This is a genomic window from Novosphingobium marinum (genome assembly GCF_013408095.1).
Lineage (GTDB): Bacteria > Pseudomonadota > Alphaproteobacteria > Sphingomonadales > Sphingomonadaceae > Novosphingobium > Novosphingobium marinum.
This window is the reverse complement of the sequence record NZ_JACBZF010000002.1, coordinates 255445-280404: the sequence shown is the minus strand read 5'-3', so window position 1 is coordinate 280404 and position 24960 is coordinate 255445. Positions and strand designations below refer to the sequence as shown.

Annotated in this window: 23 protein-coding genes; 8 read left to right on the top strand and 15 right to left on the bottom strand. The window is 60.3% G+C overall.

Annotated features, from left to right (window positions below):
* From FHS75_RS05990 to FHS75_RS05975, 4 genes are all read right to left on the bottom strand, one after another.
* Entirely contained in the window at positions 1-1170 is a 1170-nt protein-coding gene (locus FHS75_RS05990) for an acyl-CoA dehydrogenase family protein (protein WP_179406807.1), read from the bottom strand.
* A gap of 10 nt (positions 1171-1180) precedes the next feature.
* A complete protein-coding gene (locus FHS75_RS05985; protein WP_179407400.1) occupies positions 1181-2098 on the bottom strand; it encodes an SDR family NAD(P)-dependent oxidoreductase in 918 nt (305 codons plus the stop codon).
* 43 nt (positions 2099-2141) lie between these two features.
* On the bottom strand, positions 2142-2645 hold the full coding sequence (locus tag FHS75_RS05980; protein WP_179406806.1) for a TIGR02444 family protein: 504 nt from the start codon (positions 2643-2645) through the stop codon (positions 2142-2144).
* A 119-nt stretch (positions 2646-2764) separates the two neighbouring features.
* The gene (locus tag FHS75_RS05975; protein WP_179406805.1) at positions 2765-3625 is read right to left on the bottom strand and encodes an alpha/beta fold hydrolase; all 861 of its coding nucleotides are present in this window, start codon (positions 3623-3625) and stop codon (positions 2765-2767) included.
* A gap of 139 nt (positions 3626-3764) precedes the next feature.
* Here FHS75_RS05975 and hpaH point away from each other — a divergent pair, with 139 nt between their 5' ends.
* The 3 genes from hpaH to FHS75_RS05960 are packed head-to-tail and all read left to right on the top strand — an operon-like array spanning position 3765 to position 6547.
* Entirely contained in the window at positions 3765-4580 is an 816-nt protein-coding gene (gene hpaH, locus FHS75_RS05970) for a 2-oxo-hept-4-ene-1,7-dioate hydratase (protein ID WP_179406804.1), read from the top strand.
* Between the two features lie 9 nt (positions 4581-4589).
* Entirely contained in the window at positions 4590-5378 is a 789-nt protein-coding gene (locus FHS75_RS05965) for an HpcH/HpaI aldolase family protein (protein WP_066762406.1), read from the top strand.
* 2 nt (positions 5379-5380) lie between these two features.
* On the top strand, positions 5381-6547 hold the full coding sequence (locus FHS75_RS05960; RefSeq protein ID WP_066762408.1) for a CaiB/BaiF CoA transferase family protein: 1167 nt from the start codon (positions 5381-5383) through the stop codon (positions 6545-6547).
* A 9-nt stretch (positions 6548-6556) separates the two neighbouring features.
* On the opposite strand, the gene FHS75_RS05955 is transcribed toward FHS75_RS05960, so the two are convergent.
* Both FHS75_RS05955 and FHS75_RS05950 read right to left on the bottom strand, forming a co-directional pair.
* Positions 6557-7789, bottom strand: a complete 1233-nt coding sequence (locus FHS75_RS05955) for a multidrug effflux MFS transporter (RefSeq protein ID WP_229735634.1) — start codon at positions 7787-7789, stop codon at positions 6557-6559.
* 100 nt (positions 7790-7889) lie between these two features.
* Positions 7890-8741, bottom strand: coding sequence for an IclR family transcriptional regulator (locus FHS75_RS05950; protein ID WP_229735635.1), 852 nt, complete (start codon positions 8739-8741; stop codon positions 7890-7892).
* A gap of 193 nt (positions 8742-8934) precedes the next feature.
* On the opposite strand from FHS75_RS05950, the gene FHS75_RS05945 reads away from it, so the two are divergent.
* From FHS75_RS05945 to FHS75_RS05935, 3 genes are all read left to right on the top strand, one after another.
* Entirely contained in the window at positions 8935-9864 is a 930-nt protein-coding gene (locus FHS75_RS05945) for a fatty acid desaturase (protein WP_066762417.1), read from the top strand.
* 92 nt (positions 9865-9956) lie between these two features.
* Entirely contained in the window at positions 9957-11246 is a 1290-nt protein-coding gene (locus tag FHS75_RS05940) for an LLM class flavin-dependent oxidoreductase (protein ID WP_229735636.1), read from the top strand.
* 4 nt (positions 11247-11250) lie between these two features.
* Complete coding sequence (locus FHS75_RS05935; RefSeq protein WP_066762421.1) at positions 11251-12183, top strand: 2-dehydropantoate 2-reductase; 933 nt, start codon at positions 11251-11253, stop codon at positions 12181-12183.
* On the opposite strand, the gene FHS75_RS05930 is transcribed toward FHS75_RS05935, so the two are convergent.
* The 9 genes from FHS75_RS05930 to FHS75_RS05890 form a co-directional block, all read right to left on the bottom strand.
* Entirely contained in the window at positions 12169-12594 is a 426-nt protein-coding gene (locus FHS75_RS05930) for a BphX family protein (protein ID WP_066762424.1), read from the bottom strand. The genes FHS75_RS05935 and FHS75_RS05930 overlap by 15 nt on opposite strands.
* 10 nt (positions 12595-12604) lie before the next feature.
* Positions 12605-12889: a DUF1330 domain-containing protein gene (locus FHS75_RS05925; protein WP_066762426.1), complete on the bottom strand. Its 285-nt coding sequence runs from the start codon at positions 12887-12889 to the stop codon at positions 12605-12607.
* A gap of 44 nt (positions 12890-12933) precedes the next feature.
* Positions 12934-14001, bottom strand: coding sequence for a tartrate dehydrogenase (locus FHS75_RS05920; RefSeq protein WP_066762429.1), 1068 nt, complete (start codon positions 13999-14001; stop codon positions 12934-12936).
* A 13-nt stretch (positions 14002-14014) separates the two neighbouring features.
* Positions 14015-15028: a ketopantoate reductase family protein gene (locus FHS75_RS05915; RefSeq protein WP_066762432.1), complete on the bottom strand. Its 1014-nt coding sequence runs from the start codon at positions 15026-15028 to the stop codon at positions 14015-14017.
* A gap of 25 nt (positions 15029-15053) precedes the next feature.
* On the bottom strand, positions 15054-16016 hold the full coding sequence (locus FHS75_RS05910) for a dihydrodipicolinate synthase family protein (RefSeq protein WP_066762435.1): 963 nt from the start codon (positions 16014-16016) through the stop codon (positions 15054-15056).
* Positions 16017-16069: 53 nt separating this feature from the next.
* Entirely contained in the window at positions 16070-18736 is a 2667-nt protein-coding gene (ppdK, locus tag FHS75_RS05905; protein WP_179406803.1) for a pyruvate, phosphate dikinase, read from the bottom strand.
* A gap of 74 nt (positions 18737-18810) precedes the next feature.
* A complete protein-coding gene (locus FHS75_RS05900; RefSeq protein WP_066762443.1) occupies positions 18811-19908 on the bottom strand; it encodes an NAD(P)-dependent alcohol dehydrogenase in 1098 nt (365 codons plus the stop codon).
* A gap of 42 nt (positions 19909-19950) precedes the next feature.
* Positions 19951-20475 carry an aromatic-ring-hydroxylating dioxygenase subunit beta gene (locus FHS75_RS05895; protein ID WP_179406802.1) on the bottom strand — a complete coding sequence of 175 codons (525 nt, stop codon included), beginning with the start codon at positions 20473-20475 and terminating at the stop codon, positions 19951-19953.
* A gap of 24 nt (positions 20476-20499) precedes the next feature.
* Complete coding sequence (locus FHS75_RS05890) at positions 20500-21936, bottom strand: aromatic ring-hydroxylating oxygenase subunit alpha (protein ID WP_229735637.1); 1437 nt, start codon at positions 21934-21936, stop codon at positions 20500-20502.
* A gap of 79 nt (positions 21937-22015) precedes the next feature.
* On the opposite strand from FHS75_RS05890, the gene FHS75_RS05885 reads away from it, so the two are divergent.
* Complete coding sequence (locus FHS75_RS05885; RefSeq protein WP_179406801.1) at positions 22016-22945, top strand: DMT family transporter; 930 nt, start codon at positions 22016-22018, stop codon at positions 22943-22945.
* Entirely contained in the window at positions 22942-24858 is a 1917-nt protein-coding gene (locus FHS75_RS05880) for an AMP-binding protein (RefSeq protein ID WP_179406800.1), read from the top strand. The genes FHS75_RS05885 and FHS75_RS05880 overlap by 4 nt, the downstream gene beginning before the upstream one ends.
* The last annotated feature ends 102 nt before the right edge of the window (positions 24859-24960 follow it).

Genomic DNA, 24960 nt, shown 5'->3' with positions numbered 1-24960 from the left:
TCAATTCGCCGCCGCAAATTCGCGCAGCATGTGCTTAGCAATCTGGAGTTGCAGGATCTGGGTCGTGCCTTCATAAATCCGATATATGCGCGCATCGCGGAAGAAACGTTCGGCATCGTATTCGGCAAGATAGCCGGCACCGCCGTGGATCTGGACGCAGGCATCAACCACCCGGCCGCACATTTCCGTCGCGAAAACCTTGAACGCCGCTGCTTTGCGCAAGATGTTCTCGCCTGCGTCGGCGCGCCGGGTGACATCGTCCATCATGCATTCGGCGGCATAGATTTCGATCTCGCTCTGGGCGAGCATCTGCTGGATCAACTGGAAGTTGGCAATCGGCTCGCCGAATGCCTTGCGCTCGGTCGCGTATCGGATGGCGCTGTCCAGCGCCCGGCGGGCATAAGCGGTCGCTGCGGCGCCCACCGACATCCTGCCGTTGTCGAGGCTCATCATCGCTAATGCAAAGCCCTTGCCAAGTTCGCCGCCGAGCAGAGCCTCGCTGCCAACGTGGACATCTTCCAGCACGATATCGGCGATATGGCTACCAGACTGGCCCATCTTCCTGTCCGACTTGCAGATCGTCACGCCGGGTATGTCAAGAGGGACGATAAATGCCGATATATGGGCGTTCTTGGGCAGATTTTCCGTGGCCGTCCGCGCCATGATCAGTCCTACCTTCGCAAAGGGCGAGTTGGTAATATATCGCTTGGTGCCATTGAGAAGCCAGCCGTCGGCGGTCGGCACCGCAGTTGTCTGCAGACCCGCCGCATCTGATCCCGAACCGGGTTCGGTCAGGCCGAAAGCGGCGATTTCACCCGCAGCAATGCGCGGCAGCCATGCAGCCTTCTGCGCTTCTGTTCCACCATTCTTGAAGGCTGAGGCGAACATGCCGACATTGATCGAGATGATCGAGCGGAATGCCGGCATCGCATAACTTAGCGTGTGCATGGTGCGGATATACTGGCTGATGTTCATGTCGGCGCCGCCATGCTCTTCCGGTATGGTCAATCCAAACAGACCCATGTCGCGCATCGCTTCGAGGACGTTTTCGGGGATGAGGTCGGTTTCAATAATTTTGCGCTCGACAGGAATGAGCCGGTCGCGCACGAAGCGTTCAAGCTGTATCAAGAATTGTTCGAAGACTTCTGTATTCATGCCGGCGTTGCTCATCGGTTACCTGTCAGATTGGATCATAAGGAAAGACATGCGCCGAGACTTCATCGGCGCGCGCGAAGCTGTTGCGAAACGAAGGTACAAGCTCGTGGGCAATTGCCTCCGGCGTCCAGCCTTCGACCTTGGTCATCGACCGGATCGGCCGGGGCTTGCAAAACAGGGCGATTTCATTCTTGCGAACCGCGAAAATCTGGTTCGTCACGTCCTTGGACAGGTCGGATGCCAGATAGGCAACCAACGGCGCGATCTTGTCTGCCGACATGGATTGCAACCGTTGGACACGTTCGTGTTCGGCAGGCGTTGTCGCGGGAATTGACGAGGTCATGCGGCTCCACGCAAAAGGCGCGATGCAGTTCGAGCGGACGCCAACCCGCGCCATGTCGAGCGCAATAGACTGCGAAAGCGCGACGACGGCCAACTTTGCCGCCGAATAGTTCGCCTGCCCGATGTTGCCGATCAGACCGCTCGTCGAAGTGAAATGAACGAAACTGCCCGCCTTCTGTTCACGAAAATAGGGCGTGGCGGCCTTGGAAACGTTGAAGACACCAGTAAGATTGACCGCGATGACGCTGGTCCAGTCCGCGTGACTCATCTTGTGCCAGATGCTGTCTCGCAGGATGCCTGCATTGTTCACGACCGCATCAATTCGGCCAAATTTCCGTACCGCATCCTCGATAATGCTCTGCGCCTCCGCCGGATCTGCAACATTACCGAAGTTGGCAGCCGCTTTGCCCCCGGCAGCGATGATGTCGTTGGCGGTGTTCTGAGCGAATGCGGTATCGCCGCCGTTGCCCGCCTGCGCCACGCCAGGATCGTTGACGATAATTGCCGCCCCCTGCGCGGCGCAATACAACGCCAGTTGGCGACCTATTCCGCGCCCGGCACCAGTGATCGCGACAACTGATCCATCCAGGCACCGATCCATATCCCGTTCCTCAAATGCAATTAGCCCGACAGGCAGGACTGGCTCAATGCCAGGCCCTGGCAACAAGCTCACCCAGTTCCTCTGCCACTCCGCCAGATGTGCTCGCCAAGGTACAATAGTTGGCGAAGCTTGCCTGGACTGCTGCTTCGGACGACTCGGCACGGGTCAACTGGTCCAGGTCCAGCCCAGTGAGCATTTGGGACTGGACCAGACGTTCACCATGCAACTCTGCCGTCTTCAGCGCCGCATAGGCTGCGGCGTTAATTTCCGACTCAGGCGTACCTTGGCACCACTGCTTCATCCAGCGCCGCACCGAACGGACCGGTTGCACGAAGCGTTCATTCGCAGTTGCTGCCGAGTGCTGCGCGGCCTCGATGTCCGAAACAGCGAGAATGGTGCTACGCGCCCCTGCCAACCAAAGGCAAAGCAACACCGTGTTGACGTCACAACCATGCTGGTCCTGCAAGGCAAGGCAGGAAGCTGCCACACCCGGCTTGGCATAAATGTGTAAAGAATAGTCCCATAACGCCGCCGCGTGCTGCTCCACCTGAACTGAAGCTCCATCACCCACTGGCGGCACGACCGGGCCTTGGTCCGACCGTGCCGAAGTACCCAATCGCGGACCTTGGTGAAAATGCTGACCAGACATGCAACGAGGCCAACCGCCTAGAACGTGCGGGCGCCGAAATGGATTTCCATCATCGGACGCATGACATCCCACCGTTCCAGCTGCGACCAGTGGCCCGAACGGTCGAGAACGTACAGCTCGGCATGCTTGAGATGCTGGATCAGGTAGAGGCTGGTGTCGAGCGGCACCACCCGGTCCTGGCGGCCATGGAAGATCAGCACTTCGTGCGGCATTTTGCCCAGCAGTTCGGGCGGCATGTTGAGCGTCTCAATGCCGTTCTTCATCGAATCGATCATCTTGACCGCGGTCTTCATGATTCCCGGATCGGTGGCGATCTTGTAACGGTTCTCGACGATTTCCTCCATGCCTTCGAACTTCTCTGCATCGTAGGCGAAGCTGTGCATCACCTGGCGATAGCGAGAGTAACGCGGGTCCGAATAGAACGAGAGCAGGCGGATCAATTCCGGGGTGCGCGGGCCGGGCGCCCCGATCGACCCCATCAAGACCACTTTGTCGATCTTGTCGGGTTCTTCGCTCATCATCTGCAGGGTCAGCGCGCCGCCCATCGAATTGCCAACAACGTGGGCCTTCTTGACGCCCAGTGCGTCAAGCAAGCCGAAGCACTGATCGACCCGCGTGCCGATCCAGCCCATCACGCTGTCAGGCCACGGATCGGGAATCACCGACTGGCCGAAACCGATCAGGTCGGGCGCGATCACGAAGAAGTTTTCGGCAAGGTCCGGTATCAGGTGATACCAGTTGGATGCGGCATGTGCGCCCGGACCCGCACCGTGAAGCAGCAGAATTGCCGGCTTGGACGGATCGCCCGCCAAGAGGGTGTGCGAGGTCAAGCCCCGGCCCGTGATCTTTTCTTCCCTGATAACCCCTTCAACAGCCATGACATTCTCCCATGTGATCCTGACGAAATATTCGCGCGACTCCTCGCCGGAGTTCACAGTCAATTTTGCCGGAGCCTAAGATATCGTTTGACATTGTGCAATGAGTTTTCTCAAGTGTTACGCATTGGGAGCAGAACACATGACAGGCGAGACATTCGACGGTCGACTGGTCGCGCAATTGGCGCAGGAACTCGACCATGCCGAGCAGACCCGTGAACGGATCCGGCCGTTCTCCGTGCGCTTCCCCGGCATGCGGATCGAGGATGCCTACCGAATCAACCAGGCCTGGGTCGATCTCAAGCTGGCGCGGGGGCGGACTGTGTATGGCCACAAGATCGGCCTGACCTCGCGCGCGATGCAACAGGCAGCCGGGATCACCGAACCCGATTACGGCACCTTGCTGGATGACATGGTGTTCGAACAGGGCAGCGACGTTCCGGCCGCGCGGTTCATCACGCCCAAGGTCGAGGTCGAGTTGGCCTTTGTGCTCGGGCGCCGCCTGGAAGGAGCACAGACGACGATTTTCGATGTCCTGAGCGCCACCGACTATGTGGTTCCGGCAATCGAAATCATCGACACACGGGTGCATCCCAAGGATGCCGAAACCGGGGCCGCGCGCAAGGTCCTGGACACGATCAGCGACAATGCCGCCAATGCCGGAATCATTGTCGGCGGTCTGCCGGCGAAACCCGACGGGCTCGACCTGCGCCGCATCGGCGCCCTGCTCAGCCGCAACGGGGTGATCGAGGAGACCGGCCTTGCGGCAGGGGTGCTCAACCATCCCGCCAACGGCGTCGCGTGGCTGGTAAGGCGGCTCGCGCCCTGGGGGCAAGGGCTAGAAGCCGGAGAAGTCGTGCTCGGCGGATCGTTCACGCGCCCGGTCGAAGCGGCGCCGGGCGATGTCTTCAATGCCGATTTCGGCGAGTTTGGTTCAATCGGGTTCCGGTTCGTTTAGGGGGCGAAAATGCAAACACCCGTCAACCGCTTCAAGGCGGCCTTGCGCGAAGGTCCGGTCCAGCTTGGCTTCTGGTTGGCCCTGGCCCATCCAGACATTGCCGAAATCTGCGCGGGCCATGGCTATGACTGGCTGCTGATCGATGGCGAACATGGCCCGCAGACCCTGCCCGGCATCGTCGCGCAGCTGCGTGCGATCGAGGCGACGCCGCCGTGTTCGGCGATCGTCCGGATTGCCGGCCACGATCCGGTAGCAATCAAGCAGGTTCTCGATCTTGGAGCGCAGACTCTGATGGTTCCGATGGTCGAAACCGCCGAACAGGCCCAGGCCATCGTAACTGCGTCCCGCTATCCGCCTGCAGGCGAACGCGGCCTCGGTGGCGCCCGTGCCGCGCGCTGGGGTGGCTATCCTGCCTATGTCGCAGAAGCCAATGCGCAGGTTTGCATCATCGCCCAGATCGAGACCGCGACCGCCGTCGACAATATTGAGGCGATCGCCGCAGTGGACGGGATCGACGCGCTGTTTCTTGGACCTGCGGACCTGGCCGCGACCGAAGGTTTGCTGGGCGGAAGCAGCTTCGATGCCCTGTTCAAGCTGACCGGCGAGGCGCTGGCGCGTATCGTGGCAACCGGCAAACCGGCTGGGATCCTTTCGCGCGACGAGCGGCTCGTCCAGCAGTTCCTCGATGGCGGTGCCCGCTTCATCGCCAACGGGATCGACAGCTTCACCTTGGCAAAAGGTGCAGGCGACGGGCTTCGCCGCTGGCGCGAACGCATCGCCGCGCTGGGCGGAGACTGACCATGGCGAAACCGTCCTGGCGGGCCGCGGTAACCGGCGATCCGTCCAAACCGCTCGATGGGGTGCGGGTGCTTGAGCTCGCCCGCATTCTGGCCGGCCCCTGGTGCGGGCAATTGCTGGCGGACCTGGGCGCCGAAGTGATCAAGATCGAGCGGCCCGGTGCGGGCGACGACACGCGGCATTGGGGGCCGCCGTTCGTCACCGCAGAAGACGGTACGAGTCTGGGCGCGGCCTATTTCCATTCGACCAATCGCGGCAAGCGCTCCTTCGCGATCGACATCGCCAGCGCGGAAGGCCAGGCCATCATCCGCGAGCTGGCGAACGGGGCCGACATCCTGATCGAAAACTACAAGGTCGGCGGGCTGGCGAAATACGGGCTTGACCATGCCGCGCTGTCCGAACTGAACCCGCGCCTGATTACTTGCTCGATCACCGGGTTCGGGCAGACCGGGCCTTATGCCCACCGCGCGGGCTACGATTTCATCGCCCAGGCCATGGGCGGCATGATGTCGATGACCGGCGAACCCGATCGCGAGCCACAGAAGGCGGGCATCGCGGTGGCCGACCTGTTCACGGGCATGTACAGCACTGTGGCGATTCTCGCCGCGCTCAACCGCCGGGACCGCACCGGCAGCGGCGCCCATATCGACATGGCGCTGCTCGATACCCAGGTGGCGGTCATGGCCAATCAGGCGATGAACTGGATGACTTCGGGCAAGGTCCCGCGCCGGTTCGGCAACGGTCATGCCAATCTGGCACCCTATCAAGCCTTCCCCACGCTTGACGGGCCCTTGGTGATTGCGGCGGGCAATGACAGCCAGTTCGCCAGCCTTTGCCGCATCCTCGAATGCTCGCTGCATGACGATCCGCGCTTCACCACCAACCCCGCACGGCTTGCGAACAGGTCCGAACTTATCGAAACCGTGGAGACGCTTACGGCCCGATGGAACCGGCAGGAACTGTTCAACGCGCTGGAGGACGCGGGCGTACCCGCCGGACCGATCAACGAGCTCGACGAAGTGTTCGCTGATCCGCATGTCGTTGCAAGGGGTCTGGCGGTAACCCCGGAAGGCTACAAGGGTGTCGCTAGCCCGATCGTGATAGACGGTGTGAGAATGGTTTCGGACCGACCGGCACCGGGCATACCTCAGCCCTTCAAGGTCGAATAAGTCCGGCGATCAGCCTTTCGTCCGTACCGCCACACTCGCTGCGAACAGTCTGCCCCCCTCGCTGAACAGTACCAGTAGAATAGTCACAGTCGCCACGCCAACGAGCGAATAGGCCAAAGGCAGTGGCGAACCGTCGTAGGCCTGACCGATCAAGGCACCCAGCCCAGCACCAAGTACCAACCGAAAGAAGGTCTGGACCGAGGCGGCAGCGCCAGCGAGCTTACCGAACGGCTGCAGTGAAATTGCGGTGAAATTGATGAATACCGTGATCAGCAGGCACATGTTCGCGGACATCAGCAAGACAAATTGCAACAAGGTCTCGCCCGGGCGCGATGCCAGATAGACCTGGCAGACCGAGACGATGAGGTAGCAGAGGATCGCGGCATGCCCAAGCCGCCGGGTTCCGAAACGGTGTACGATCGCAGAATTGGCAATGCTGGCCAGCATCATCGAGCCCGCCATCAAGCCAAAGATTACCGAATAGGCCCCGCCGGCCCCGAAATGTTCGCCGATCAATTGCTGCGAGCTGTTGATGAAGCCGAAGTGAGCGCCGAAAATCAGGGCCATGCCAATGACGTAACCGATCGACCGGCGGTTTGTCAGAACGAGGCGGATGTTACCGAACAATTCTCTGGCACCATGGGACTGCCGCCGGGAAAGCGGCAGCGTTTCTTCCATGCGGTAGAAATACCATGCTGACACTCCCATCGACAGCACGCCGATGACAATGAAGACGGCACGCCAGCCGAGCGTAGTAAAGATCACATAACCCAAACTTGGGGCAAGGGTCGGGACTGCCATAAACAGCATCGCGACAAAGGCTTGCAGCTTGGCCATGTCTTCGCCTTGATAGCGGTCGCGAATGATCGCCATAGGAAGGACGGTCAGGGCGGACGAGGCACAGCCAAGCAGCGCGCGGGCCGCCAGCAGGACGGAAAAGTCAGCCACGAAAGCACAAAGCAGATTGATCAGGGCGAACAGGCCCATGCAAACCAGCAGGACCGGCTTCCTCCCAAGCCGGTCGGAGATCGTCCCCGGGACGAGCGAAAACAGGCCGGAGCAGATCAGGAAGGTGCCGATGACCCATTGCCGCTGGTTTGAACCGCTTGCCCCCAGATCGTTTGCCATGACACCTAAGGCCGGAAGCAAAGTTGTAAACCCAAGTGACTGCAATGCCTGGATCATCGCCATCATGGCGATGAACTCCCGTTTGCCGATTGGCTCTTTATGGGTCAGCGACAACCTTCATACCTTCCGGATGGTCGGGCCTGGCAGCGCCCCCGCCATGAAGCCGGTCCACCAATATGGAGGCCAGTCCACTTCTGATGGAAAACCGCAGGAGCTATCCTTGCCAGCCGATCGCACGACTCGCTGCCATGGCCGCCGAACGGATCTTTTCGATCTTCGGCTTTGAATAAAAATGCTTTTCCTGAACTCGCGAGAGAACGCTCATCGTTGCAACAAGCCTGTTCCCGGAACCAAGCACAGGTACACTCAAGGCAGAGAGACCAGGCACAACCGTACCCTGTGTGGTCGCGTATCCCATCTCGCGCGCTTGGACTATCTGCCTTTCCAGTTCGTCGTCGGAAACCACCAGCCCGCTGGCGCGCTCCTGGGCGATGACGGGCCGAGTCAAAGCTCGTGAACAATGGGCCAAATACAGGATGCCGTTGGACGAAGCCTGCAAGGGCAAAACAGAGCCGACGTGCAAACTGGTAAACAGGGGCAGACCGCCATCGATCCAGCGAATCACCGTTGGCCCATAATTGCCCCAGACCGACAGCAACCCTGTCGTTTGCAGTTCTTCCAGCACGCTCGCCAGATTATCGCCAGCGATCCGTACCGGCTCCACCCGCGCCAGCGCGGCCATGCCAATACGAACTGAAAACTCACCTAGTGCATAGCGGCCATTCTGGACCTTCTGCTCGACCACGCCTGTATTGACAAAAGACAGCAGGTAACGGTGTGCCTGGCTGCGTGACAGACCCGATTTCTCGGCAACATCACGCAGATGTGCGCCATCCCTTGGGCAATCCATCAAGGCCCTGAGGACGCGAACACCAGTTTCCACGGACTGGATAGCCTTGCGCGGCGAATCATTCGCACTCAAATCTTTGGGAGGCAAGCGCTCGGTAGCCTGATGTTCCATTTCATCACCTTTCGCTGCAAGCTGGATAGCCTTGCGTGCATTCATTCGGTACTCCGATTACCAGCATTCCCCGGCCCGAAGTCCCCTTGGATGACGGGAAAAGAGTTGCATAATGTCCAACGAATAGTGTAGGCGGGAAAATTGTGCAAGGGTATGACCTCGGTCAATTACGACAAAGAGGCCAAGCGTCAACCCAACTAGGCGCTTCTAAACCAGTGAGAGGAAAGGAACCCGGGTAATGGCTGCAATCGCGTTTCCCAGATCGTCCGAAGAGCATTTCGAACAGCTGCGAAAGGCGCCCGTTCTCGCCCTGCCGACGGCTCTCCTGTTTGTCATTTCCATGGCAGGGATCGCAACGACCTGGTACCTGGCGCTGAACTCGATGCTTCCGCTTTGGGTCGGCGCAATCGCCAACGGACTGATCACCTATCTGCTCTTCAGCGTGATCCACGACGCCGCGCACAAGTCCTTGTCGAGTGTTTCCTGGATCAATGAAACGATCGGTGCGATCGGCCTTTTCTTCCTCTTCCCCTACGCCCCGATGGTACTGCTGCGCTGGGTCCACAACAAGCACCACACGCATACCAACGGCCCCAAAGACCCCGACCGGTTCGAGCATGAATCGCCCTGGTGGCAGGTTCCATTCCGCTGGACCTTCTTTGACGGTGCCTACATCTGGTATTTCATCAAGCATGGTCAGAACGTGCGCAAGAAACATGGCACCGAACTGGTCGTATTCTACTCGCTGCTCGCTCTGCTGTTCGTTGCGGCAATTTACTTCGGCTTCGGCTGGGAACTGTTCATGCTGTGGTTCGTGCCGTCACGGATCACGCTGTTCATCATCGCCATCGTCTTCGTCATCCTGCCACATCATCCCGCGATCATCGCGCAAGACGAAGACCCTTACATGGCGACAACCATGCGGTTCGGCTGGGAATGGTTGCTCAACCCGCTGCTGGTTTATCAGAATTACCACCTGATCCACCACCTCTGGCCGGAAATCCCGTTCTACCGGATGCACAAGGCCTATTACCTCAAATATGATGAAATCAACGCCAACCGCATCCCGCGCCAGAAGGCCTTCGCCCTGAAGCCCGAAAACTACGAAGAACACTTCGCCGTTCGCCGGGAACTCGACCAGGCGCAAGGCAAGGCAAGGCCTGCCTAACGAAATAACGGCCGGACCGTTCGGTATGGTCCGGCCGTACCTCCAGACCGGGAAACGCACTGATGGCCAAGCAACTTCACCTCGGCGCGTTCATGCGTCCGGTCAGCATTCACACCGGGGCATGGCGTTATCCCGGGGCGATCCGCGACGCGAACTTCAGCCTCAAAGCGATCCAGCGCTTCATCCGCAGCCTGGAAGCTGCCAAGTTCGATTATTTCTTCATGGCTGATCACCTCGGCGTGCTCAACCTGCCACGCCAGGCGCTGATGCGCAGCCACACTGTGACCTCGTTCGAGCCATTCACGTTGCTTTCCGCACTGGCCGGGGTGACTGAGCGAATCGGCCTCGTCGCAACGGCCTCGACCACTTACGAAGAGCCGTTCCATGTCGCGCGCCGCTTTGCCTCTCTCGATCACATCAGCGGCGGGCGGACCGGCTGGAACGTGGTGACCACTTCGAATCCGGACAGCAGCCGCAACTTCGGCCTAGAGACCCAGCCAGATCACGCCGCGCGCTATCACCGCGCCCGCGAGTTTCATGACGTGGTGACCGGGCTGTGGGACAGTTTCGCCGACGATGCCTTCGTTATGGACGCAGCAAAGGGCATCTATTTCGACCCCGCCCGGATGCGTGCGCTGAACCACAAGGGCGAGCATTTCTCGGTCACCGGGCCGCTTAACATCGCCCGTCCGGTTCAAGGCTGGCCGGTCATCTTCCAGGCCGGTGCCTCGGACCCGGGCCGCCAGCTCGCTGCCGAAACCGCCGAAGCCGTATTTGCTGCGGAATCGACGCTGGAAGGCAGCAAAGCCTATTACGACGACGTCAAAGGGCGGGCGGCGACGGTAGGACGCAATCCCAATCACATCAAGATCATGCCGGCCGTATTCCTGGTTGTTGGAGACACCGTCGAGGAAGCCCACGCGAAGCGCGCGAAACTGGACAGCCTGGTCCACTACGACAGCGGCATCCATTCACTGTCCGGCATGCTGGGTCACGACGTATCGAGCTTCGATCCCGATGGCCCCCTGCCCGACATCCCCGAATCCAACGCCAGCAAAAGTTCGCGGCGGTTCATGATCGAACTGGCTCAGGCGGAGAATCTGACGATCCGGCAACTCGCCGCCAAGGCCGGCAGCTATGGCGGGCTGGCCTTTGTCGGCACCGCCAAGACCATCGCCGATGAAATGCAGCACTGGCTTGAGCAGGGCGCCTGCGACGGCTTCACCACCATGTTCCCTTATCTGCCCGAAGGTCTGGAAGACTTCACCGGCAAGGTCGTGCCGGAACTGCAGGCGCGCGGCCTCTTCCGCACCGAATACGAAGGCGAAACGCTGCGCGACCATCTAGGCCTGCCGCGCCCGGACAACCGCTTCTTCGCCTAATGCGGTGAGCCGGTTTGTCATCATCGGCGCCGGGGCAATCGGCAGTTTCCTGAGCACGCGGTTGCACAACGCCGGGCATGAAGTTCTGCTGATCGCCCGAGGAGCGCGGCTCGAGGTCTTGCGAAACACGGGCGTGCTGCTGTCCGAAGGCGGGGCCGAGCGGCAAGTGCGTGTGCCGGTGTCCGCAGCATGCGATCCCGCAACGCCGCCGGATCATGCCATCCTGGCAACCAAGACGTTTCAGATCGAATCCGCGCTTGCCCTGCTCGAACCACTGCGCGGAAGCCGCTTCACGCTGCTGACGGTGCAGAATGGGGTCGAAGCACCCGGCATCGCCCAGGCCGCCCTGCCCCGCGCTGTCGTGCTTGGCGCACGCATGCACGGCTTCTTCGAGCTTGAAGACGGGATCGTGCGCCACACCGGCGTCCCCGCCACGCTGCTGGCCGGCCCGGTCGCCGATCGCGCAACCGACCCGGCTGCCGGACAGGCCTCGGCAATCCTTGCGGGCGACCTTATAGCCGCTGGGGTCCCCACCACTCTGACAGGCGACATGCGCCCAGCGTTGTGGGACAAGTTCCTGATGGCCGCGACGATCGGCGCGGTGGCCCCGGCGTTCGGCCTGAAGGTCGGTCAGGTGCTGGGCCATCCCCAGGCCAGCGCGCTTTTGCGCGAGGCCATGGCCGAGGTCGAACGGATCGCAGCGGCGTTGGGCATCGAATTGCCGCCCGATTGCATATACGAGAAGCTGGACTTCATCGGCCGCTTTCCACCCGACGTCACCAGTTCGCTGCAGCGCGATCTCGAAAGCGGCAGACCTTCGGAATTCGCTCACCTCACCGGCGCGATTCCTCGTTTCGCCCGGCAGGCAGGGCTGCCCTGCCCTGCGGCAGACGATGTTATTGCGCGGTTGCGCGCCCGTGGACTACGCCTTGACTGATCCGGCGGTTTCCCGCTCAACCGCGCGCACGGCAAACCAAGCGCCCGCGACAATCACTGCGTGCGCTACCAAGGTCGTCAACCCGACCCACAAAGCCTCACCGCTCCAGACAATGCTATAGATGTCCCAGGCCGAACCGACCAACTCGGTCAGCACGATCACCGGGACGAGCGCGCGGTAATGCATCGGGTCGCGAGCACCCCATAGTGCCACGACGCCGATCGCGGCCAACTGGACGCCGACGATCAGCCATGCGTCGAGCAACAGGCCGAACATCGGCGTCCCCTGCCCCAGCGCGATCCCAGGGTAGATCAACGGCAGCGCCCCGCCGTAGACCGGAGGCCAGAGCAGCACGAGATTGCAGAGATACCAGATCCCCACGGCGATCAGGAAAATGCGCAGAACCTTCATGGCGGCCTCCTCAGGCGATCGCGAAGATATCCGATGTGGCGCAGGCGATGCGCGCATCCTTGTGCGGCGCATAGTCTGGATCGTTCATGAAGGCGTCGATCGCCTCCATCGAAGGAAACCGGATCACCACGACATAGTCAGGTGCGGCTCCCTCGCCCTCATAACGGACGAACTCGTGCGAACGGCAGACCATTTCCCCGCCGTGCCGTCCGACCAGCGCCGGAACCGCGGCCATATAGTCTGCCACCCAGGCTTCGTCGTGCGACTTGATCGATCCGATGAAATAAGCAGCCATCACTCTGTTTCCTTTCGTCATGGCCAGGATCGCCAGCCTTCAGGCTAGAATCCCAGCAACTTGGTGCGGATTGCCTCTGCAAATCCGGCGGTTGTCCCGTTTCCGCCAAGATCGGGGGTCTTTTCAATATCAGGAGCAATGAGCGAGGCTTCGAGCGCGCGCATCACCAGCGCGGCGGCTTCGTCTTCGCCCAAGTGCTCCAACATCATGGCACCCGACCAGATCTGGCCGATCGGATTGGCGATGCCCTGCCCGGCGATGTCCGGGGCAGACCCGTGGACCGGCTCGAACATCGAAGGGAACCGCCGTTCGGGGTTGAGGTTAGCAGAAGGAGCCACAGCGATGGTGCCAGTGATTCCCGGCCCCAGATCGGAAAGGATATCACCAAAAAGGTTCGAACCAACCACCACATTGAACCGTTCGGGCGATATCACAAAGCGTGCGGCGAGAATATCGACATGATACTGATCGGCGGCAACATCGGGGTATTCGGCGCCGATCGCGGCAAAGCGCTCGTCCCAGAACGGCATCGAATGATAGAGTCCATTGGACTTCGTCGCGCTGGTCACATGCCTGCGCCCGCTCCGCCGAGCGAAGTCGAAGGCATAGCGCAGGATGCGGTCGGTGCCCCGGCGGGTGAAGATCGCCTGCTGGACGACGATTTCGTTCTCGCCGGTCCCGGTCCGACCGCCGATCTGGGAATATTCGCCTTCCGAGTTTTCGCGCACCACCCAGAAATCGATGTCGCCAGGAGCCTTGTCGCGCAGGGGCGAAGCGATGCCCGGCAGCAGCCGCACCGGACGCAGATTGACGTACTGCTCGAACTCGCGCCGGATCGGCAGCAGCAGCCCCCACAGCGAGATATGATCGGGTACCCCGGGAAAGCCGACCGCGCCGAGGAACACCGCATCATGATCGCGCAACCGGTCTAGCCCGTCATCGGGCATCATCTTGCCGGTTTTGAGGTAGGTCTGGCAGCTCCAGTCGAAGTGCCGGAATTCGAGCACGAAACCGCACTTGGCCGCTGCCGCCGTCAGCACCTCGATTGCGGCAGGCACCACCTCGCGGCCAATTCCATCTCCCGGAATGCTGGCGATAGAATAACGCCTCATGGTCAATCTTTCACTACAGATAGCTGTTCAAAGTCTTGAGCACCCGATAGGCGCTGAGGAAGGCTGGCGCAGGAACCTGCAGTTGCTCCGCTGCCGCCGCGAGCGGCCCCAGGACCTCGTCAACTTCCATCCGCCGGCCCGCTACGAGATCGTCATGCATCGAGGTGCGGACGGGACGGTTTTCCGGCTTGAATCTGGTGCCCATCGCCATGACACCGGACACTGCCTCTTCAAAGCCTTCACGGTCAATCTCGACCAATCTGGATACAGGCGCGAAATAGTTCTGCGGTTCGTAGCCAAGTGCCTTGTAGATCGCCAGCAGATCCTTGACGACGTGGACATAGTGTTCGGCGCCTTCGCGAACCGCCACACCATCCACAAAATCGAGCTTTGGAAGCGCGCCCAGCGTACTGGCGCTCCACGACGATGCTCCACCGACCTGAACCACTTTTTCCCAATGGACATGGACGATATCGGGAGTTGAGCGCGAACCCATGCCCGCAGCGTCGAGCGCTTCGGCCATGATCCGCGTGCGCTCGCTCTCCCCGCCTTCCAGCTCGCCGAAATAGGCGGTGACGGGAACCGCCATGTGATTGAGCGCCTTGCCCGGTTCGAGCAGGGTCGCCCCGTCCATGATCGAGCCGCCGATCACCTTGTCCTTGCCAAACGCGGCCTGGAGTTTGCCTTCCTTGCCCACGCCGTTCTGCAAAGTCAGCGCGCAAGCGGTGCGATCGACCAACACCTGCGCATCGTCCAGCGCCTGATCGGTACCCTTGGCCTTGGTCAGCAGGATGTAATAGTCGATGTCGCCTTCAACCTCCTCGGGCGTTTCGACCGCGAAGAGGTTTTCGCGCTGGACGAATTGCGCCCGCACACCCGAAATACTCAGGCCATCCCGGCGGATCGCCTCGACATGGGGCTTGCGCGCAATCAGCGTGACCTTGTGGCCGCCGCGCGCCAGGAATCCGCCGATGACCGAGCCTAGCCCGCCGGCGCCGTGGAAACAGAAATGCAATTGCTTGGACATGCTTTGGGATTCCCGTTGGTTCGGTTCAGGCAATGCCCAGTTCGACCAGCTTGGCCCTGATCTGCTCTTTCTTTTCCGGCGTCACATCAGCCACCGGCGGCAGGATCGGGCCAGCCTTGAGGCCAATCGCTTCGTACCAGGCCTTCACATTGGCAAGTGCGCTGGCATAGGTCGCGGTGCGGGCGATATCCCACAGGAAGTTGTCGTGATAGAATTCGCGGACTTCGCTGAGCTGATCGGAAGCGGCCCGCGCTTCCTCCCATTTTCCTTCATGCGCCAGGCGGATGTATTCCTTGGCGAAATGGCGCTTCTTGCCGTACAGCATGTAGGACAATTCACCCCAGCAAACGGTGCCGCCAAGACGCAGATCGTCGAGGAAGAAGTATTCGAATGGCTCCATCGTGTTGAAGCCTTCGGGCATTAGCTGGCGGATCTTGATTGTCTCGGCACGGCTCATGGCACCTTGTTTGACGCCGATCACGGTTTCGATATCGGCCAGGCGGCGCATCAGGTCCCAGCTCAGCACGGTGCCCGAAACCGGGGTCCGGTAGAGGCAGACGGCCAGATCGGTGTGGTCGGTCAGGAACTTGAACCAGGAATAGATTTCGTCGTCGCGCTTGAGCTGCACAACCGGGTTGATCACCTCAGCCCCGTTATACCCGAGCTTCTCGACGAACTGCATCTTCTCGATCGCGGTATAGACGCTTGGATCGAGCACGATGGTCCACAGATCGAGCCGCCCGGCATTCGCCTCGGCAACGATCTCGTGATAGCGAAACCAGTCTGACGCTGAGACGTTCCAGCATTCGGCGATGAACCCGCCGACGGCCAAGCCATCTACGCCCATTTCGACATATTTATCGATGTTGTAGCGGATACCGTCCACATCGAACTTGTAATCGGCGGTCATCGGGGTGATCGGACACTGATAGAAGCCCCTTACGGTCTTTGTTGCCCAGGCCTTGGCATCCTTACGATCATATTCCATTTTAGGTGCACCTCATCTCGATTTGGTTCAGAATTTCAGCTTGCATCGTCCGTTCATAGAGGCGCCAGCGCCGCCTGGGCCGCAGCCAGTCGGGCAATCGGCACCCGGAAAGGCGATGCGCTGACATAGTCCAACCCGATCTCCTCACAGAAGGCGATCGTGGCCGGATCGCCGCCGTGCTCGCCGCAGATCCCCAGTTTTAGGTCGGGCCGGGTTTCGCGCCCTTTGCGCGATGCCATTTCGATCAGCTTGCCGACCCCTTCGATATCGAGGGTGACGAACGGGTCCTTGGCGATAATGCCTTTTTCCACATAAGCACCCAGGAAACGCGCCGCATCGTCGCGGCTGATCCCCAGCGTAGTCTGGGTCAGATCATTGGTTCCGAACGAGAAGAATTCCCCGCTTGCAGCGATTTCGTCGGCAACCAGGGCTGCCCGCGGCAGCTCGATCATGGTGCCAACGCTAAAGGCGATCCGCTCGCCTTTTTCGGCGAACACGACTTCAGCGACCCTGTACAGGGTATCCTTCAGTGATTCCAGTTCATGCGGCAATCCGACCAGCGGGATCATGATTTCGGGACAGACCGCCATGCCCGCCTCGCCCGCGACTTCGAGCGCAGCCTCGAAAATCGCGCGAGCCTGCATTTCGTATATTTCGGGATAAACCACGCCCAGTCGGCAGCCTCGATGCCCCAGCATGGGGTTGGTTTCCGTCAATTCGATTGCGCGATGCCGAACCTGCTCCACGTCAATACCCATCGCTCGCGAAAGCTCGGTGAGTTCGCTATCCGTATGCGGCAGAAACTCGTGCAGCGGCGGATCGAGGAGGCGGATGGTGACTGGCAAGCCTTCCATGATCTCGAAGATCCGGCGGAAGTCGGCGCGCTGTTCGGGCAATAGCTGGTCGAGCGCGGAGCGTCGTTCCTTTTCGCTGTCGGCCAGGATCATCTGCCGCATGGCGAGGATCCGGCTTTCATCGAAGAACATGTGCTCGGTTCGGCAAAGCCCGACCCCTTCGGCCCCGAACCGGCGGGCCATTTCGCAATCGAGCGGGGTTTCCGCGTTGGTCCGAATCTTCAGGCGGCGATGCTTGTCAGCCCATGCCATCACCGTTGCGAAATCGCCCGAAAGATTGGGCAGGATCGTCGGCAGTTCGCCCAGGAACACTTCGCCGGTCGAACCGTCGATCGTGATGAATGCGCCCTCTTCGAGCCGCTGGCCGCCGATCTCGGCGACCCGCGCGACCGGGTCGATCTTGAGACTGGCGCTGCCCGCCACGCATGGCCGGCCCATACCCCGCGCGACCACGGCCGCGTGGCTGGTCATGCCGCCGCGCGCCGTCAGGATGCCGGTTGCGACGTGCATGCCATGGATGTCGTCAGGCGACGTTTCATGCCTGACGAGGATGACCTTCTCTCCCAATTCGGCCCACCGTGCCGCTGTTTCCGCATCGAATACCACACCTCCCGAGGCTGCCCCGGGCGAGGCAGGCAAACCCTTTCCGAGCAGCACCCGCGGGGCATTCGGATCGAGCGAGGGGTGAAGCAACTGGTCGAGCGAGGCCGGGTCGAGGCGGAGCAGCGCGGTCACTTCGTCGACCAGGCTCTCTTCGACCATGTCGACGGCAATCTTGAGCGCGGCCTTGGCGGTGCGCTTGCCCGAACGGGTCTGAAGGAGGTAGAGCTTGCCGCGTTCGACTGTGAATTCGATGTCCTGCATGTCGCGATAGTGGCGCTCCAGCAGTTCGAACACCTCAGCAAGTTGGGCATAGGCCTTCGGCATCGCTTCCTGCATTGAGGGAAGCCGCGCACCTGCGGCTTCGCGGGCAGCCCTGGTCAGATACTGGGGCGTGCGGATGCCGGCGACAACATCCTCACCCTGGGCGTTGGCCAGCCATTCGCCGTAGTAAGCCTTCTCGCCGGTTGCAGGGTTGCGGGTAAAGGCGACGCCGGTAGCGCTGGTCTCGCCAAGATTTCCGAACACCATGGCCTGGACGTTAACCGCCGTGCCCCAATCTCCGGGGATATCGTTCAGGCGCCGGTAGACCTTGGCTCGCGGTGAGTCCCATGAGCGGAACACCGCCTCGATTGCCGTCCAGAGTTGTTCCTGTACATCCTGAGGAAAGGCCGCGCCGTGATGGGCAAGCACGAGATCCTTGAAGGTCGCGATCACGCCGCGCAGATCCTCCACTCGAAGATCGATATCCTCATCGACGCCGCGATCTTCCTTGATGCGGTCAAGGGCTGCCTCGAATACGCCATGCTCGATTTCGAGCACGACACTGGAATACATCTGGATGAAGCGGCGATAACTGTCGAGCGCGAACCGCTCATCCCCGGAGGTCTGGCCCAGGCCGGTGACGGTCGCATCATTGATGCCAAGGTTCAGGATCGTGTCCATCATCCCCGGCATGGATACCCGCGCGCCCGAACGCACCGAGACCAGCAGCGGATCGTCAGGGTCGCCGAAAACCTTTCCCGTGGCCTGTTCGATCCGTTCGAGGGCCTTCACAACCTGATCGCGAATTCGTCCGAGCGATGCCCGGCCCTGTTCGAGAAAGGCCAGGCATTCGCCGGTGGCAATAGTGAAGCCCGGCGGGACCGGAAGGCCGATTTGCGCCATTTCGGCAAGATTTGCGCCCTTCCCGCCAAGGACGCGTTTGTCCAGCACGAGCGCGCCTTCGGGTCCAATGCCCGAGCCAAAGGAAAATACGCTATTCATTTCAGCTGGAAGTCCTGGTGACCGCCCCGTGGGCAGCGCGCGATGTACCCGCTGCTGCCCACTGGGTCGCGGGCCTACATCTTGAGGATGGCCTTGATCGCCTTGCCGGTTTTTTCGGTATCCTCGACGGCCTGGTTGATCTGGTCGAGATCATAGAAGGTGCAGAGCTTCTCGAACGGGAACAGCCCGGCTTCCTGCATCGCAATCAGTTGCGGGATGAAGACCTGCGGGGTGCTCGATCCTTCGACTACGCCGCGCAACTTGCGGCCAAACAGCATGTTGTTCATGTCTAGCGAAAATTCGGTGCCCAGCTTCGCCCCGCCGACCACTGCGGTTTCACCCATGTTGTGCGTGCTGTCCACCGCCGAGCGCAGCACCGCTGGAATGGCGGTGGTATCCATGGCATAGTCGGCGCCGCCACCGGTCATCGCGACGATCGCTTCCTGAGCGTTGACCGTGTTGGCGTCGATCACATCGGTGGCGCCCAGTTCGCGCGCCAGTTCCAAGCGGTCTGCGTTGCGGTCAACCGCGATGATCTTGAGGCAGCCCGAGGCCTTGGCGGCCATCACTGCGCTGAGGCCGACCGACCCGACCCCGAAGATCGCGATCGAGGAGCCAGGTTCGGGACAAAGCGCATTGAGGATGCTGCCCGCCCCGGTCTGGATACCGCAGCCCAGTGGGCCCAAAAGTTCGATCTGTGCGTCGTCGGCAACCTTGACGCAGTTGTTTTCCGACGCGATCGAATAGGTCGCGAACGAGGATTGCCCGAAGAAGCAGGCGTTGACCTCTTGGCCGTTGCGGGTAATCGGCGTCGAACCATCCAGGCGGCGGCCCATGAAATTGAGCGGGAACAAGCTCGGACAATAGGCCTGATGCCCCTTGAGGCACGATGGACAGGTGCCGCAATAGCTGAAGGAGAGCACGACCTTGTCGCCTGGCTTGACAGTGGTGACGCCACGTCCGACCTTTTCGACAACGCCCGAACCTTCATGGCCCAGCACCGCCGGCAGCGGCGTCGGGTAATATTGATCGCGAACCGTCAGGTCGGTATGACACATGCCAGCTGCGGCAACCTTGACCAGCACTTCGCCGTCGCGCGGATCCTCGATAGAGACGTTATCCAGAACGAATTCGCCGCCCTGACGCTCGATAATTGCCGCGTATGCGTCCATTTTTCCTCTCCCGTTTCCTGATTTCCAGTTGATTGAATTTGCTTATACAAAGAAATAGAGATTCTTGTCCTGCACGACGCGCGCGTCGATATTCAGCTTTCTGCTGAATACCTTGAAGCCGCTGTCTGTTTTCCGCAGCTTGTCTTCGCGTCCCAGCGTGTGCACGTAAACTTCGTTCTGTCGGCGATTGCGGTGCACCAGAACATTAGAGAAGACCTCGAATTCAAACGGTGCAATTTCGAATGCTTCGACATTGGTGACGAAATAGCGGATACGTGATGGCGGATCTTCCATCCATACCTGACCCGTCAGCAACCGGTCGACCCGCTGCTGCAGCTCGGCATAGTCATCGTTGTAGATTGCGGCATCCCCCGGGGTTGGATCCGGGCGGCGGTCACGTGCGTACCGCTGTTCGTAAACTGGCATCCAGTAATGGATATCTTCGGCGATTACAGTATCGAACCATTCGCGATATTGCTGGTTCTGCAACATCCGCACCTCGGCGGAATAGTGACTGACGATGGCATGATGCAGTTCCATGCCTACGGGCTTGCGTGTTTCGGTCATCTTGCGGTCCAGATTGCTGTCGGATCAGTCTTGCGGCTCGGCTTGCTTCGCCGACAGACGATCAGGCCAGAAATTACGGTTGGTCCACATTGCATCCCAGGTGTCGTCATTGGCCCGGATGGCGGCCCAATCCGGCGCATCGAGCATTTCTTGCCAGAAACGATAAAAGCCCCGATACGAGGTTTCGCCGATGAAGCTGACCCCGACAATTCCTGGATAGACGGGGTGCGGCCCTTCGCGGTCCTTGCCCATGCTCGAATTCATCCACCCCTTGCGGGTGATGATACCGTTGTTGTTGTAGGTGGCCGACGACATGTTTTCGCCATCGTCGCTTTCGAGCGTTCCCGCCGTACCAAATGAACGGATCGCTTCGCGCTGGATCGACCGCTTAGTTTCGGTGTCGGCATTCTTCGGTACCATGGTATAGGTCCAGACCTCGATTTCATGCGGCCCGCGCGGATGCCAGATCTTGAAGGTGTTGGTTCCGTAGAGGAACGAACAGTTTGGGAAGATCGACGTATTCCAGTGACCGACATAAAGCCGTTCGCGCTCCGGCCCGAATTTTTCGCGAATTCCGCCCCGCGTCTCCTCGAGATATTTGACGTACCCGTCGCGCTTGACGTGGATCGCAGTCGCAGCGTTATCGATCAGGCCAAACCCGTGGCCATGCCGCATGGTGAATTGCAGACCAAGGTCGTCAAACGGCATGTCGGCGCGATTGCCCGACAGGCCAGCCAGCTCGCCCCCGATCATCTGGAGAGCGGCGGCATGCGTCCAGCCCACGTGATACCCATCGCCGACGAAGTTCTCGGCCGGGACTTTCCAATTGCAGGCGAGGGTGCTCTTCAACGGCGGCCCGAGCAGTTCCAGACCACCGTCCGGACCATCCCAGATCGTATCGAGGTACCAGCAGAAGTCCCCCAAATAGTCCTCAAGCGAGGGCGCTTCGGGATCATGGCAGCCGAAGATGAAGCCCTTGTAAGTTTCGACCCGGATCGGCGCGAGCCCCAGCTTGGATTTGTCGAGATCGCTGTGATAGCACCGCTCTTCCATCGGAACATCGACGAGCGAACCATCCTGACCGAAAACCCAACCATGATAATTGCACACGAACGCCTTGGCGCTGCCGCTGTCGGCATGACAGATCTGGTTGCCGCGGTGAGTGCAGGAATTAATGAACGCCTTCAGCGAACCGTCCGGCTGCCGCGACAAGATGACACGGTCTTCTGCCATGTACGTCGTAATGAAGTCGCCCGGTTTGGGAACTAGCGAATCATGTCCGATCATGAGCCAGCACCGCGAGAATATCCGCTCCAGCTCCAGCTGATAGACATCTTGATCCCAGAACACCCGGCGAGACTGGCTCGCACCGATGTTGTCGACGAGTGCCGACGATCCATTCATCACATCGCTCCCATGCTTTTTTGTCTGAGTACTGCATAGGCGATTCGCGCTATACATGCAACGCGATGCACGATATGCAATACTCTTGTGGGGTGCAAGCCGTATCTTTCGGTCCCCGGTGCCGGGTGAGAGTGCAATGTCGACAGTCGATCACGTCCGACGTTTCAGGCACGGAATTGTGTCCAGTTTTTGGCACACTCCGACGCTGCTGCTGTGCCTGGCAAGTTTCTTTTGGGCATTGAACCCGATTGTCGGTCGGGCGATTCGAGACGACCTGACCCCAGTGACGATAGGCTTCTGGCGATGGCTTATCGCCGCGGCATGTGTCCTGCCATTCGCCTGGCCGCATCTTCGCGATGACCTTCCGGCTATTCGCCGGTCCTGGCCCTTCCTGGGATTGCTGGGGTTCTTTGGTGTCGGGGTCTTTTCCTTGCTCGTCTACAGTAGTCTCCAGCTGACTACGGCAACAAACAATCTGCTGCTCCAATCCACCATGCCGATCATGACGCTGGTCATGCCGGCAGTGATTTTCCGCGAACGCGTGGCCTTGCTCCATTTTGCCTGCGCCGGACTGTCGATCTTGGGCGTCGCATGGTTCATGACCAAGGGGCAATTGGCGAACCTGCGCCTCGAGGCGCTCAACACTGGCGATCTGCTAGCGTTGGCCGCGGTGTTTCTCTACGCCGCCTATGCGACGTCCTTGCGCAAGGCACCCCAGCTGCATCACCTGAGCCTGCTGGTGGTGTTGTTTGCGGCGGGTATCGTCTCGCTTGCCATCCCCTACGCATTGCACCTGTTGCTCGAAGGCGCGTCCGCTCTCTCGCTAACCTCGGCAAGTGCGCTGGTGTTCATTGGCATCTTTCCTTCACTCGTTTCCTATGCCTTGTTCAACCGGGCGGTTGCCCTCATTGGATCGATGCGGGCCGGCATCTACATGAACCTTCCGGCGGTGTTTGGCGTATTGATGGCTGTACCGCTCCTGGGAGAGAGGTTTGAGCAATATCATGTACTTGGATCGCTGATCATAATCGCGTCGATCCTGTTGTCGAGGAAAGTCAAAAAATGAGTTCAACCGGAAACCCATCGTCGCAGGGCGCAATACGCCGCCTTGAGAGGGCACAGCAAGAAGCCAGCGAGAACGCAGCCGAATTCTGGGGGCGGGCAGCCCAAGCCATCGACTGGTTCACGCCCCCGAATGTGGCATTTGATGATATTGAGGGATGGTTCCCGGACGGCAAGCTGAACACCTGCCATAATTGTCTCGACCGGCATGTGGCAGCAGGTCGCGGCGGATCCACTGCGCTGATTTACGACAGCCCGGTCACCAAGACGATCAAGCGGTACAGCTATTCCGAACTTCTCGAACAAACGGGTCGGGTGGCAGCAATGCTCAAGAACCTGGGAGTGGCGCAAGGAGATCGGGTGGTCATCTACATGCCGATGGTCCCGGAGACCGTCTTTGCCATGCTCGCCTGCGCCCGGCTCGGTGTGGTTCATTCGGTGGTGTTCGGCGGCTTTTCGCCACTCGAACTCGCCAAACGCATCGACGATGCCACGCCGAAACTTGTCCTGACCGCTTCTTGTGGGATCGAAGGCGGACGAACGATCGCTTACAAGCCATTGGTGGACGAGGCGATCGCGCTGACCTCTCACCCGGTCCAGAACGTCGTGCTCCTCCAGCGCGAACAGGTTGCCGCCACGCTAAACCCGTACCGCGATATCGATTGGATGGAACTTCGTACACGCACCATTGGCGATGAAATACCGCCCTGCGCTCCGGTAGCGGCAACCGATCCGCTGTATGTACTCTACACTTCGGGAACAACTGGCCTGCCCAAAGGCGTGGTGCGCGAGAATGGCGGAAATGCTGTGGCGCTGGCCTGGTCCATGGAAAATATCTATGGTATCGAAGTCGGTGACACGTTCTGGGCGGCTTCCGATGTCGGCTGGGTGGTCGGTCACAGCTATATTGTCTATGGACCCTTGCTCGTCGGAGCGACAACCGTCCTGTTCGAAGGCAAGCCGGTCGGGACACCCGACCCCGGGACATTCTGGCGGATCATCGCCCGTCACCACGTGAAGTCGTTCTTCACCGCGCCGACCGCAATCCGCGCCATCCGCAAGGAAGACCCTGACGGAAGGTTGCTCGGGCAGATCGGCACCGGACGATGCCAGGCAATCTTTCTGGCTGGCGAACGCGCCGATCCCGATACGATAGACTGGCTTGAACAGAACAGCGGCCTGCCCGTGATCGACCATTGGTGGCAAACAGAGCTGGGCTGGCCCGCCATCGCCACCTGCATTGGCCTGGGTGATCGACGCCGCAAGCGCGGCAGCGCCGGCTTGGCGGTGCCGGGCTATGAGTTCGCGATCCTGGACGATCACGGAAAGCCCGTTGCCGAAGGCGACAGCGGCAATGTCGTCATTCGTGCGCCGCTAGCGCCTGGGGCCTTCCGGACCCTTTGGAACAACAAGGCGGGCTATGAGAAGAATTTTGCGACTTTTCCCGGTTTCTATGAAACCGGCGATGCCGGCTATCGCGACCTCGACGGCTTTCTCCACATCATGGGGCGCACCGACGACATCATCAATGTCGCTGGTCACCGGCTTTCGACCGGTCAGATGGAACAGATCGTCGCGAGCCAGGACGGCGTTGCCGAATGTGCTGTAATTGGCGCCGATGATCCGATCAAAGGCATGATTCCGATTGCCTTTGTCTCTGCCCGCACCGGGCACGACGGCGACGAGGCTCTGGCAAGCCGCATAGTTGAAGCCGTGCGCGACGAGCTCGGCCCGCTGGCGGCTCTGAAGAAAGTCCATGTTGTGCCGCAATTGCCCAAAACCCGTTCCGGCAAGATTCTGCGCAACTTGCTGCGCAAGATCGTCAACAGCGAGCCTTTTGAAATTCCTCCCACAATTGAGGACACTTCTGTTCCCGCGGCAATTGCCACGTTAGTGGAGGCCAAGTCGGCGAAATGACTATCGCGGCAGCTCGTTTCGCGATTCAATGCCCCATTGACATGCCGCCCGATTTCGTCGGTCGCGGGGCGAGCCAGATGAGGGCCGTGGCCATTAAGAGCA

Bases quoted from the DNA above. Each gene is read 5' to 3' on its own strand.
- FHS75_RS05990 (WP_179406807.1), bottom strand. From the start codon at position 1,170: ATGAGCAACGCCGGCATGAATACAGAAGTCTTCGAACAATTCTTGATA.
- FHS75_RS05985 (WP_179407400.1), bottom strand. From the start codon at position 2,098: ATGGATCGGTGCCTGGATGGATCAGTTGTCGCGATCACTGGTGCCGGG.
- FHS75_RS05975 (WP_179406805.1), bottom strand. From the start codon at position 3,625: ATGGCTGTTGAAGGGGTTATCAGGGAAGAAAAGATCACGGGCCGGGGC.
- hpaH (WP_179406804.1), top strand. From the start codon at position 3,765: ATGACAGGCGAGACATTCGACGGTCGACTGGTCGCGCAATTGGCGCAG.
- FHS75_RS05965 (WP_066762406.1), top strand. From the start codon at position 4,590: ATGCAAACACCCGTCAACCGCTTCAAGGCGGCCTTGCGCGAAGGTCCG.
- FHS75_RS05960 (WP_066762408.1), top strand. From the start codon at position 5,381: ATGGCGAAACCGTCCTGGCGGGCCGCGGTAACCGGCGATCCGTCCAAA.
- FHS75_RS05950 (WP_229735635.1), bottom strand. From the start codon at position 8,741: ATGAATGCACGCAAGGCTATCCAGCTTGCAGCGAAAGGTGATGAAATG.
- FHS75_RS05945 (WP_066762417.1), top strand. From the start codon at position 8,935: ATGGCTGCAATCGCGTTTCCCAGATCGTCCGAAGAGCATTTCGAACAG.
- FHS75_RS05940 (WP_229735636.1), top strand. From the start codon at position 9,957: ATGCGTCCGGTCAGCATTCACACCGGGGCATGGCGTTATCCCGGGGCG.
- FHS75_RS05930 (WP_066762424.1), bottom strand. From the start codon at position 12,594: ATGAAGGTTCTGCGCATTTTCCTGATCGCCGTGGGGATCTGGTATCTC.
- FHS75_RS05925 (WP_066762426.1), bottom strand. From the start codon at position 12,889: ATGGCTGCTTATTTCATCGGATCGATCAAGTCGCACGACGAAGCCTGG.
- FHS75_RS05920 (WP_066762429.1), bottom strand. From the start codon at position 14,001: ATGAGGCGTTATTCTATCGCCAGCATTCCGGGAGATGGAATTGGCCGC.
- FHS75_RS05915 (WP_066762432.1), bottom strand. From the start codon at position 15,028: ATGTCCAAGCAATTGCATTTCTGTTTCCACGGCGCCGGCGGGCTAGGC.
- FHS75_RS05910 (WP_066762435.1), bottom strand. From the start codon at position 16,016: ATGGAATATGATCGTAAGGATGCCAAGGCCTGGGCAACAAAGACCGTA.
- ppdK (WP_179406803.1), bottom strand. From the start codon at position 18,736: ATGAATAGCGTATTTTCCTTTGGCTCGGGCATTGGACCCGAAGGCGCG.
- FHS75_RS05900 (WP_066762443.1), bottom strand. From the start codon at position 19,908: ATGGACGCATACGCGGCAATTATCGAGCGTCAGGGCGGCGAATTCGTT.
- FHS75_RS05895 (WP_179406802.1), bottom strand. From the start codon at position 20,475: ATGACCGAAACACGCAAGCCCGTAGGCATGGAACTGCATCATGCCATC.
- FHS75_RS05890 (WP_229735637.1), bottom strand. From the start codon at position 21,936: ATGTATAGCGCGAATCGCCTATGCAGTACTCAGACAAAAAAGCATGGG.
- FHS75_RS05885 (WP_179406801.1), top strand. From the start codon at position 22,016: ATGTCGACAGTCGATCACGTCCGACGTTTCAGGCACGGAATTGTGTCC.
- FHS75_RS05880 (WP_179406800.1), top strand. From the start codon at position 22,942: ATGAGTTCAACCGGAAACCCATCGTCGCAGGGCGCAATACGCCGCCTT.